Here is a 10,663-nt window from a genome sequence, read left to right as displayed (position 1 = left end):
GATAATCTTCGAGGTCTGGTCCGAAGACTCTTTAATATCTTCCATAGCCTCCTTCATCCGATTCATCGCCTCAACGCCTTCTTCCACCATCGGCTTGGCTTCATTCATCGCGGTCTCAGCTTCAGCTGAGTTTTGGTCGGTCTGTTTCAGCTGAGAGGAAATCTCTTCCAGCGATGAGGTCGTCTCCTCCAGACTTGCCGCCTGCTCGCTGGCACTTTCCGCCAGCTCTTGGCTTGCTCCCGATAGTTGGCCAGCCGAGGCATCTACCTGGTCGGCCCCACCACTAAGACGCTTAATCATGTTTTCAAGCACGGAATTAATAGAACGGCCGATAAAAATTCCTAATAGAATAGCTATAAAAACTGCGACAATGCCTACAATCGATATTATCCACAAATTTTGGGAGACTGTGGCAGCTACCAAATCTGCTTGATCCCTTGCCCCCTGTTCGGCAGCTTCAGCAACAATATTTGCATCTTTTATGAGCTTTTCATAAGCAGAATCAGTATTCCGTTCCGCTTCTAAAAGAGTTTTATTATGTGCAACCATATTATCCGCAGCAACAATAATTTGATCCACATATCCAACAGCATTATCCAAGGCCTCTCGGCGTTCGGTATCAGGTTCTACCTCATTGCGGATATCTGTTAGAGTCTTCTGAGTATTGGCATAAGTACTTATTATTTGTTGCCAACGATCCTCCGTATTTTCTACCATTACCTTCCACAAACGACGGCCGTTATCCAAAACCTCTGCCCGTACACCCGCGACCTCTTCTGACATTTCCGCATCACTATCAGCTAAATAGTCACCCAGCGCACTTTTTATATCCTGTGAAAGCAACTCGATTTCCGCTCCATCTTCTCTGATTTGTTCTGCAGCCGAATGATATTTTTCCAAACTTGTACGATATAGAGCAGACTCTTCTTTCAATTCTATCACCTTTTTCTCAAGGTCAGGATCCGAATACCCACTCAAAACCTCTTGAATCTCTTCAATCTCTCCGTTGATTTTAGGAAAACGTCCGATTGCCTGCTCATAATACTGATCTTCATTGCTTTGAGAGTACCGCAAGTATTCATTACCCGCCTTTCGAATAGTTTGATCTAATGCCTGCGAACTACCCCACTCTGAAATATAGATATTTACGAGTGTATCACTATATCCACTGATTGCATTTAAGGCATAGAATGCTATCGCCCCCACTAAAAGCGTTATACTCACCCCTGAAGCAGTAAGCATTTTAATTCTTTTACCAATTGTCCAATTATTTTCTCCGGGATTCGAACCAGAATCCCCGTTAAATCTATCTAAAAAAGCCATACTATTATCCTATTTTTTATTTGTTGCTGAACCCTATTTGTTATTTATTACTGAACCTTGCCTATCTACTCTTCATCAGAGGTCTCCAAGACCTTCTGAGGCACATCAAAAAGCACTTTATCTACTTCTAAAAGCATTTTTACCGAATCGTCCGTCTTCCCGATACCGGCCAAATAATCACTTTGTTCTCCCGCCCCTACAGAAGGAACATCCTCGATCTCCGTAGTTGCTATATCAACTACTTCCGAAACCTTATCAACCAAGACCCCCATCAGATATTCTTTATTTTGAATGACGATAATGCAGGTTTCATCAGTATCCTCAATTTCCTCGAGACCAAAGCGAGTACGCAAATTCATCACGGGAACTATTTTTCCGCGTAAATTGAGCACTCCCCTTATATAGTCGGGCATTTTGGGAACTGGTGTTATTGTCATCAGTCCGATAATTTCTTGCACTTTCAGAATCTCGATGGCATACTCCTCATTACCAAGAAAGAAAGTCAAAAACTTGCCCCCTTCTATATCCACATCTGATTGGCTATCCACTTCTTTTTCTTTCGTTGTTGCTTCACTCATAACAAAAATGTTCTATTAAGAAATTTGTGATTATCCGACTGAATTTTATTCAATCAAATAATTAGTTGTTCTGCTCCTAAATTACAGTACTCTTATCGTCCTGCTGACAGACTTCTTAAATAGTTTTTCAAAAGGAATATTTTTCTCGATTCAGATAAGCTGTTCCATTTTTGCCATCAGTTTTTCCGGCGTAAATGGTTTGTGAATAAAAATTGCCCCAAAACGGCTCAACTTTTCTATTCTCTCTTTATTACTTTCCGCTGAAATAATAAGGATTGGAATTTCTTTGGTTTGGTCATTTTTCTTAACCTCTTTTAGCATCTGCACACCATCCATAATTGGCATATTAATATCTACTATAAGTAAATCAATGGCATGCTCCTCTAAAATATCAAGTCCCTCTTTGCCATTACTTGCCTCAAATATTGATGTACTTTCATAACCACAGATATTAAAAGTCCGCTCAATTACTTTGCGCATTATTGGGCTGTCATCCACCACTAAAATTTTAATATCCATAGCTACAATATTTGTTTAGGAAAAAATGGTACCCGTATCAAACAACCTTTTCTTTGGTTCTGGCAACAATTGCCTCCGCGATTTGTGATAATGGCAACGTTTCGACAACAGCACCCACCTCCTGAGCTACCTTTGGCATCCCATATACTACACACGTTTCTTCGCTTTGACCAATTGTGTGTGCCCCCTGATCTCTCATCGCTTTTAACCCTTTTGCTCCATCAGATCCCATTCCGGTCAAAATAACACCCGTTGCATTTACTCCAGCAGCCTCTGCTACTGAATTAAACATTACATCCACGCTGGGACGATGATGATGCACGGGAGGTCCTTGTTTAATCTTAACATAATACTTTGCTCCCTTTTTCTGTACAAGCATATGATAATTTCCAGGGGCAATAAGTACCTGCCCGGGCTGAATCCAATCTCCATTTTCAGCTTCTTTTACATTCACCCTACAAACATTATTCAAGCGTTCGGCGAAACTTTTCGTAAAAACAGGAGGCATATGCTGCACAATAACCGTCCCCGGTAAGCGTGGTGGTAGGGCCGGCAATATTTCCTCAAGTGCTTTTGTCCCCCCTGTTGACGACCCTATTGCAATCAACTTTTTAGTCGTTGTCTTTAATCGAGCACCGGGATGACCATCTGTATTACCAACCTGTTTTTTCTTGGTCAGCTTTGTAGTTGTTTTCTTTACGTTTGCCACCGAAGCAGTACGGACCGATTTGATAATTTGTCTCGAAATCTCCCTGGTTGAATAGGCCGAACCGGGTTTACAAATTACATCAACAGCTCCCAACCGGAGTGCTGTTAACGCATTGTCACTATTTGCTGGGGTCAACGAACTAACTACCACCACCGGCATGGGATGATACTTCATAAGTTTCGATAAAAAAGAAAGCCCATCCATACGCGGCATTTCAAGATCCAATGTTAGCACATCGGGGTCGAGCTCGGCAATCTTTCTCCGGGCCACATAGGGGTTTATGGCCGAACCCACGACCTTAATATCTTTTTCCTTATCCAATTCTTTGGTAAGAAGCTTTCTAACTAATGCCGAGTCGTCAATTATTAATACTTTTATCATAATTATTCCTAAACTTGATAGTGAACTTCGATATCAGCCGCCCCTTCGTCCAAAAATATTCGAACGGTTTCTTTCAAAGAATTGGTAATATTTTTTGTCGACTTTTCCCCATTGCTAAAAAGCTGTGGGGGGCTTATATAACATAACTCCCCCTTTTTACTAAAAATGGGAGCTATATTTCCGCTGATAATATTTGCGACCTCACATAAAGCTTCTTCCTTTTCGTCTTTATTGGGCTCATCAATCCCCAGCATATTACCGGCCATTGCATTTAATAATGATTTTGATGGAGTTAAGATCACCATGCCATCAGTGGCACCACTAAATTCAACCATCGACTTCATATTTGATAACAATAGCTGCTCCTTGGATTGATTATCCACCTCTTCCTCTTCGATAGGGAATAAAAAACAGGTTATCTCAAACGTTTCAGCAGCGGCTTTATATATTTCACTTTTATACGACATACCTTGCATCGCCATTTTTGAATTTTAATATCTTTTGTCGCAACATTCGCCAACTAAATGGCCTATGAAGATAACCAAGACCACTGCTTGTAACAGCATTAAATAATTTCATGTCTCTTCGCGAAGATATTACAATTGTTGGTACTTCAGAACAATCAGTGTCAGAACGCATCTTACCCAAAACTTCTAATCCATCTATTACTAACATATCTATATCAACCAGCATCAAATCAACAAAATATGTTTTCAATATTTCCAACCCCTCATTGCCATCATTGGCCTGATACAAGTTTTCTATATCTAAATCTATCTTGCCAATCATTTGAATGATTCCCGTACCCTTTCTTCTATGATTTTCTACAACTAATATATTCATCACCATAAAGTTTTTCGGATTATTATTTCTTGATCATCACCCATAAATACAACAGTCAAGTTTGTTATCGAACCAAATATTGAAGAGTTCAATCAGATTGATACTTAATCCTAAAAGTTAGAAGAATCTAATATTCCATCTTATTTATTTACACCAATTGGCTTTTTGTTGATCGTGATATACCCGTCGGCAATGCGTAAAGCCATTGTACGCGAAATATTTCCGCCTACATCTCCGCTGGATATCATAAATCTATTTTTCCAAAGCAGTTTTCGAATAACTGTAATATTACGTTTCCCAATTTTAAAATAATCTTCCCGGTCTTTCGCCCTCATACTTGCTCCACCGGCCACCGTAATTTTGATATTCCTCTTTTTAGCACCTAAATCATATATTTCATCCAATAGAAGCTGAAAGCCGGTATCAACATACATAGCGGGTTTTAGTTTCGCTTTTTCCGGATCAGCTTTCGACAATGGAAGCATTACATGCAGCAATCCACCAACATTTATGGTGGGATCGTACGCAGCAATTCCCAAACAACTACCCAGCGCATATGTAATAATGGTCTCATCGGTATTTCCCGAGACCCTATAATCACTAACACCTACTACTGTTTTCATGCTGAGGGTTTCATTTTTTCCGATATACAGCCGGACTTATATTTTCAAATTTTCTATCTGCACTTGCTATACTTTCGGAGTGTCCTAAAAAGAGATATCCTCCTGGTTCTAACATTTTCCGAAACCGAGAGACTAACTCCTGCTGTGTTTCTCGATTAAAATAAATCATCACATTTCGGCACATAATTATTTGAAAAGGACCATTCAACGGCCATTTCTTTTTAAGATTCAATCGTCCATATGTAGCCATCTTGCGAATACTTTCTGTAATCTGATACTGCTCATCATTCACCTTTCTAAAATATTTGCTAACCAATTTTGGTGAAATTCCTTTTACAGACTTTGCCTGATACACTCCTCTTTTTGCCGTTTTTATTACATCGCGGGAAATATCCGTTCCTAAAATTTTTACTGATTGTGGATTAATATTTTCCTGAATAACGATGGAGCTACTTACCACCTCTTCTCCCGTTGAACAACCGGCCGACCACCACTTCACCTGTCTGCCATTTATCTCGGGTAATACATTATCACGTATAAACTTGAAGTGCTGGCTTTCCCGAAAAAAGCTCGTTTTATTTGTTGTCAATACGTCAACTAACGCCAAAAACTCTTCGCCTGAAGAATCGCTTTCAAGATAATTCAGGTAATGAGAAAAATTTTGAAGTCCAAGCTTTCGGATGCGCTTCATAACCCTTGATCGGACGAGGGCTTGTTTCCCTTCATGCAGATTTATTCCACAATAGTCATAAATCTTGGTTTGAATTTTTTTGAATTCTGTTTGTTTTAAATTCATTATCTATAATTTTAAAAAAGGTGCCATATCCTACCTATGGCACCCTACTATTGATCCATTTCATTCCTAAAGCCAGTTACTCCTAAAGAAATCTAATTTTTTATCAGTGCCGCCGTATCCAGTATGAGTCCGACTGTGCCGTCACCCAAAATAGCACCGCCCGATATATGATCCATCTGGGCAGCCATGTTAATAGACTTTCCTACAAGTTGTTGCTGACCTATTACTTCATCTACCAGTAAGGCGTATTTTTTATTAGCATTACGTATTGCCAGCAAAGTGCCATCAGTAAGATCCTGTATCCCATCACCAATATTAAAATGATCATGTAATCGAATAACAGGTACTGTTTCACCACGAATAGAAACTTTTTCCGACTTACCCATTACTGTAAATAAATCATTACGCTCTGCTCTAAATGCTTGGTCAATATTGAGTATTGGCACAATAAATCGCTGCGAACCAACACGGACAAGCATTCCATCGGTAATTGCAAGAGTAAATGGTAACTCAATTATGATCTTAGTTCCTTCTCCCTCCTCCGATTCTACATCAACCTTTCCTTTAAGATCTTCAATCGATTTCCGAACCACATCCATTCCTACCCCTCGACCCGATAAGTCAGTCACCTCATCAGTAGAAGAAAAACCGGGTAAAAAGATGAGATGATAAATCTCTTTATCTGTCATTTTCTGATTGGGATCAACGAGTCCCTTGGAAATTGCTTTTTCCAACACTTTCTCTTTATTAATCCCTTTTCCGTCATCTTCAATTTCGATAACAACTTTTCCACCTTCCTGCGATGCACGCAGCCATACTTGAGCCTCCTCTGGCTTTCCAGATGCTGCTCGCTCTTCCGGCGTTTCGATACCATGGTCAATAGCATTACGAACCATGTGTACAAGCGGCTCGTTAATAATATCTACCATGTTTCGGTCGATTTCCGTGTCTTCCCCATAGGTCGAAAGTTTTACAGACTTGCCGGCCTTTCGCGATAAATCCCGAACCAAACGATTCATTTTGTGAAACGTGGCTTTCAAAGGAACCATACGCAGTGCTAAACTTGTATCCTGCAGTTCACGTAAAATTTTACTGGTATGGTTAATTTTCTTCTGCAAATCAGAATGATCAGGAATAGCCTCATCCTGTGCTACTACCGAATGAGCAATAACTAATTCACCCACCATATCGATAAGCTGATCCAGCCTACTAACATTTACACGTACCGATGATTCTGTTTGGCTGTCATCAGAACCATCCTTGGAACTCCCATTCGTATTTTGCCCTTCGCTTTCTGCCAACAACTCTTCTGTGGTCTGCGAATCTTCATATTGTATACCGCCTGCAGCTTCCAGTGCTTTTTTGGGGGGAATCTTCTCATCCGCCACGCGATGCAGAACTTTTGTCAACCGTTCAAAGTTTAATGGCTTCGGCAAGTGATCACCTGCTTCAGCCCCTTCGACAACATCCAACATCTTTTTAATAATATCGATAGCCTCCAGCGAGATATCGGCACATGCCATATCAAAATCTAATTCATCATCTCGCACCATGCTTAGCACCGTTTCAAGATGGTGAGTAAATTCTGATATGGGATCCAATCCCATAAATGCCGAGGTACCTTTAATAGTATGAAACGCTCGAAATACCTTATTGACGAGCTCACTGTCATTCGGATTCTCCTCCAAATCCAGCAAAGCTCCTTCAGCCATCTCCAAAAGCTCGGTACACTCTGTAATAAATTCCCCAACCATCGCAGTATCAATATCATCGGGGATATAAAACTCCTCGGATAACGAAGGCAATTCTTCTGAAATATTGTCTCCATCGCTATTGGCAGAATGGGATTCTGTTTTAGCTTCTACCTGTTCACTTTCCTCCCACTCTCCAGCCTCTTCAACCTCAATAGCTTTTTCGGTGATTGCCGCAATCTCTTGTAACCAACCAGCATGCTCTTCCGGGCCATCGGTGCGGACATCTTCAAGCTGCTGTTTTACACCTTCCAAAATTTCTGCAATATCCGGCCGTGCGTTAGAGATTACTGCAACAGTAATAGAATTTAAGCTTTCTATATATTCGCCTGACGCCTCATCCTCTTCCAACCCCATTATATAAGAAGCCAGATCATTCAGTGTTTTAGACTCATCAATAGTTGAGGTATCCGATGAGCCTGGCTCAGATGATTCCTCATCAAGCTCTATTAATTTATCGGCTGATTCCTTTTCACCTGCCAATGCATCCACAAGATCATCATAAGCTTTTTCAAAAACTTCGACCTCAATATTTCCATCATTGACTAAATACTCACGTATCGTATTAACAGCCTGCATTGTGGCTGTTTTAACACTTATAAAATAATCATCCTCTTGGAAAAGGTATTTCAAGCCCTTCCATGCCATATCGATTAGCCGCTGTAGCTGCCCGGGATCTTCCTCAAAAGTAGAAATAAATTCCTCAAACTGAGCTCCTGCAACTGCGACGTTCTCACGATCAGCCGGCCATACATCGGCCAGCGCACGCATTATATTTCCAAGATCTTCTATTCGCTGTTCTTTTTTACTACTCATCCCAATACTGTTTAGTTAGATTCACTTAATACCATCGTCAGTAAAAATTCTGTATTATCACTGATAAACTTCATCTTTTTGGTAGGAGGCTTATTAGGCATAAAGAGGGTCAAGTCACTACCTCTTGTAGCCGTAGGCAACGAAGATTGTCCCCGAAACCCAACCTTTTCTACATTAGCAGCAACATCACCGGCCAAAATATTTGAAATTTCTCCAACCAGATCTCCCATATCATCACTTTCAAATGGTAACTCCATCCCGATAAATACCTTTGAAAAGTACAAGGCCGTATCCTTGGGAATGGCCAACATCAGTGAAAGCGTATGATCAGTATTAAAAACTGCAATATTTCCAATTATACCGTTAAGAGGCTTATCACCGTTTTCGTACTCAATGTACTTCAGTTCTTCACCAATTATTGATCCAAACGTATTTAAAACAGACTCTTCAACCTTTTCCACCAACTCTTCCGGGATCTGTTCTAATTCTTCAATTTCAGCTAATTTCATTTATTTTCTACCTGCTTGTTTAAGAGTTTAGTATACCTTTGAAAAAACTTTTGTCTTCTTCCTCGCCATCACCTCCACCTACAATTTTTCCATCTTCGTCGAAATAGTCACTGATGGCTTTGTGCATTTTGTCAGCTGTAAATGGTTTTGTGACATACTCATTAGCTCCGCCCTCATTTAAAGCCTTATCGACCTTCCCCATAGACTTTTCGGCCGTTACCATTATAATAGGAATATGGTCGTTACCCTGCTCTCGTATAGCCTGGGCAAACTCAACCCCTGTCATATTAGGCATGTTCCAGTCAACAAACATAATCTCGATCTCCTCATTAAACTTACTTAGTGCGTCTTCGCCATCCTTGGCCTCTACGTATTCAAAATCAGCCAACATAAGATTATCAAGAGCACGCTTTACGGCACTCCTCATAATTTTTGAATCGTCTACTACCAGTGCTTTTATCTTACTCATTACTAACTCCAGTACTTTTTAGGTAAAAATATTTCTACGGATTTGAACTCAGTCGCATCTCAATCATCAACCGAGCAACAAATAGTTATTAGCTATTCATACTCCTTTATCGTCGGTGGGGGACATCACTTAAATTTTTTTACTGAAAATCGAATTATTTAAAAGAAAACAAGCTACTACTCAGTTAATGATATTTTTATTACACTACCGACCTGCTTTGAAATTCTTAAAGAAAGGCTTAACATCACCGATAACTCTAAATAATGGAGCTTAATTAAAAAAGGCACACTTCCTAATTAGAGCAGATCATGCTTTCTCGTTCATCTAAACCAAGTAGTTCTTCATCAATACCAGCTCTGGGAGGCGTGCATCCAATTCAGGAATATGTTGCCGATCTACAATCTAAACCCCCGAAAGACTTTCCCGATATTGATGAAGAAAATCAGGATGGGAATGAGGATCATGAAGAAGCGCATCAAATAACTGCAGAAGGAAATAATAATAGCGGATCGGACTTCATGCAGTTAATGCCGAAGAAAGATTTCAGCGAACTATTTCAACAGTTTTTTGTAGTAGGACACAAAAAGTTAACCTTGCTTCAGTCCAAAATATTACTTGAAAGAGACACTCATTCAGATGCGTTAATGGCCCCTTCCAATATTGATACTCACAAGATACAAGTCTTACGTCAGAACCTCTATAATTTGCAGGTCAACATCTTTAAAAATCCCAAAGGGCAACAATACAACACACTGTTATAGAATCAACTAACTTGCCCGACGACTGGCATCTGAACTCATTTCAGTTATTGACACTGACCTATTATTTTGATCGGTCTCATCAAAAATCTCATATAATTCCTCAACAATATCTCCAAGCTCACCTATACCCTCTTCAACCTTACTTCTGTAACGCTCAATAGATTCATTGCTTGAATCATTTTCAAGCATAATCTTCATCAAATCTAAGTATCCAGAAATTGCACTAATCGGAGACATGGCCTTATGCATTTTATTGCAAACAATTTCTTCTTGAAGCCCTAAAACCATTTTAATCTGTTCGTAATTACTGTTCTCTTCATTTACATAAATTGATTGGAATTTCCTGGAAAACTTGTCCTCTAACGTATTCCCAGATTCTGATTCAGACGGCCCATCACTACTACCTACATTAGTATCGTCCATATTCATAAGCCAACGTATATATCTATATAGTCCTAAAATTAAATTACCTATCCCGGAAACCCCTCTTTTATGAGAGTCATTTCCAGTGAGAATTTATTAAAAAATATTAATATTAAAAAAATTTAATCCTCTTTTGAAAATCTTCTTGACTATGGGGTGCCG

At 39.8% G+C, this 10,663-nt stretch carries 12 protein-coding genes and 1 pseudogene; 1 reads left to right on the top strand and 12 read right to left on the bottom strand.

Annotated elements, in window-relative coordinates:
- From CK503_RS05925 to CK503_RS05875, 11 genes and pseudogenes are all read right to left on the bottom strand, one after another.
- Positions 1–1,323, bottom strand: a pseudogene (locus CK503_RS05925) (hypothetical protein); the annotation flags it as partial.
- 65 nt (positions 1,324–1,388) lie between these two features.
- Positions 1,389–1,901, bottom strand: a complete 513-nt coding sequence (locus tag CK503_RS05920; protein WP_095605867.1) for a chemotaxis protein CheW — start codon at positions 1,899–1,901, stop codon at positions 1,389–1,391.
- A gap of 150 nt (positions 1,902–2,051) precedes the next feature.
- A complete protein-coding gene (locus tag CK503_RS05915; RefSeq protein ID WP_095605866.1) occupies positions 2,052–2,420 on the bottom strand; it encodes a response regulator in 369 nt (122 codons plus the stop codon).
- A gap of 37 nt (positions 2,421–2,457) precedes the next feature.
- A complete protein-coding gene (locus CK503_RS05910) occupies positions 2,458–3,510 on the bottom strand; it encodes a protein-glutamate methylesterase/protein-glutamine glutaminase (RefSeq protein ID WP_255233342.1) in 1,053 nt (350 codons plus the stop codon).
- A gap of 8 nt (positions 3,511–3,518) precedes the next feature.
- Positions 3,519–3,977 carry a chemotaxis protein CheX gene (locus CK503_RS05905; RefSeq protein ID WP_176466226.1) on the bottom strand — a complete coding sequence of 153 codons (459 nt, stop codon included), beginning with the start codon at positions 3,975–3,977 and terminating at the stop codon, positions 3,519–3,521.
- The gene (locus CK503_RS05900) at positions 3,967–4,353 is read right to left on the bottom strand and encodes a response regulator (RefSeq protein WP_176466225.1); all 387 of its coding nucleotides are present in this window, start codon (positions 4,351–4,353) and stop codon (positions 3,967–3,969) included. Before CK503_RS05900 ends, CK503_RS05905 begins: the two co-directional genes overlap by 11 nt.
- A gap of 140 nt (positions 4,354–4,493) precedes the next feature.
- Entirely contained in the window at positions 4,494–4,976 is a 483-nt protein-coding gene (locus CK503_RS05895; protein ID WP_095605862.1) for a chemotaxis protein CheD, read from the bottom strand.
- A 10-nt stretch (positions 4,977–4,986) separates the two neighbouring features.
- Complete coding sequence (locus CK503_RS05890) at positions 4,987–5,772, bottom strand: CheR family methyltransferase (protein WP_095605861.1); 786 nt, start codon at positions 5,770–5,772, stop codon at positions 4,987–4,989.
- A gap of 92 nt (positions 5,773–5,864) precedes the next feature.
- On the bottom strand, positions 5,865–8,339 hold the full coding sequence (locus CK503_RS05885; protein ID WP_095605860.1) for a chemotaxis protein CheA: 2,475 nt from the start codon (positions 8,337–8,339) through the stop codon (positions 5,865–5,867).
- 11 nt (positions 8,340–8,350) lie between these two features.
- On the bottom strand, positions 8,351–8,848 hold the full coding sequence (locus tag CK503_RS05880) for a chemotaxis protein CheX (protein ID WP_095605859.1): 498 nt from the start codon (positions 8,846–8,848) through the stop codon (positions 8,351–8,353).
- 19 nt (positions 8,849–8,867) lie between these two features.
- On the bottom strand, positions 8,868–9,317 hold the full coding sequence (locus CK503_RS05875; protein ID WP_095605858.1) for a response regulator: 450 nt from the start codon (positions 9,315–9,317) through the stop codon (positions 8,868–8,870).
- 308 nt (positions 9,318–9,625) lie between these two features.
- On the opposite strand from CK503_RS05875, the gene CK503_RS05870 reads away from it, so the two are divergent.
- Positions 9,626–10,078, top strand: a complete 453-nt coding sequence (locus CK503_RS05870) for a hypothetical protein (protein ID WP_095605857.1) — start codon at positions 9,626–9,628, stop codon at positions 10,076–10,078.
- A 6-nt stretch (positions 10,079–10,084) separates the two neighbouring features.
- Here the strand turns inward: CK503_RS05870 and CK503_RS05865 are convergent, their stop codons facing one another.
- Positions 10,085–10,507, bottom strand: coding sequence for a hypothetical protein (locus CK503_RS05865; RefSeq protein ID WP_095605856.1), 423 nt, complete (start codon positions 10,505–10,507; stop codon positions 10,085–10,087).
- Positions 10,508–10,663 lie beyond the last annotated feature (156 nt).

The sequence above is a fragment of the Fodinibius salipaludis genome (assembly GCF_002287075.1).
Classification (GTDB): Bacteria; Bacteroidota; Rhodothermia; order Balneolales; family Balneolaceae; genus Fodinibius; species Fodinibius salipaludis.
The sequence above is the reverse complement of the archived record's forward strand: the minus strand, read 5'-3'. Positions and strand labels throughout refer to the sequence as shown.

Coding starts and splice junctions, on each gene's coding strand:
- CK503_RS05920 (WP_095605867.1), bottom strand. CDS start 1,901: ATGAGTGAAGCAACAACGAAAGAAAAAGAAGTGGATAGCCAATCAGAT.
- CK503_RS05915 (WP_095605866.1), bottom strand. CDS start 2,420: ATGGATATTAAAATTTTAGTGGTGGATGACAGCCCAATAATGCGCAAA.
- CK503_RS05910 (WP_255233342.1), bottom strand. CDS start 3,510: ATGATAAAAGTATTAATAATTGACGACTCGGCATTAGTTAGAAAGCTT.
- CK503_RS05905 (WP_176466226.1), bottom strand. CDS start 3,977: ATGTCGTATAAAAGTGAAATATATAAAGCCGCTGCTGAAACGTTTGAG.
- CK503_RS05900 (WP_176466225.1), bottom strand. CDS start 4,353: ATGAATATATTAGTTGTAGAAAATCATAGAAGAAAGGGTACGGGAATC.
- CK503_RS05895 (WP_095605862.1), bottom strand. CDS start 4,976: ATGAAAACAGTAGTAGGTGTTAGTGATTATAGGGTCTCGGGAAATACC.
- CK503_RS05890 (WP_095605861.1), bottom strand. CDS start 5,772: ATGAATTTAAAACAAACAGAATTCAAAAAAATTCAAACCAAGATTTAT.
- CK503_RS05885 (WP_095605860.1), bottom strand. CDS start 8,339: ATGAGTAGTAAAAAAGAACAGCGAATAGAAGATCTTGGAAATATAATG.
- CK503_RS05880 (WP_095605859.1), bottom strand. CDS start 8,848: ATGAAATTAGCTGAAATTGAAGAATTAGAACAGATCCCGGAAGAGTTG.
- CK503_RS05875 (WP_095605858.1), bottom strand. CDS start 9,317: ATGAGTAAGATAAAAGCACTGGTAGTAGACGATTCAAAAATTATGAGG.
- CK503_RS05870 (WP_095605857.1), top strand. CDS start 9,626: ATGCTTTCTCGTTCATCTAAACCAAGTAGTTCTTCATCAATACCAGCT.
- CK503_RS05865 (WP_095605856.1), bottom strand. CDS start 10,507: ATGAATATGGACGATACTAATGTAGGTAGTAGTGATGGGCCGTCTGAA.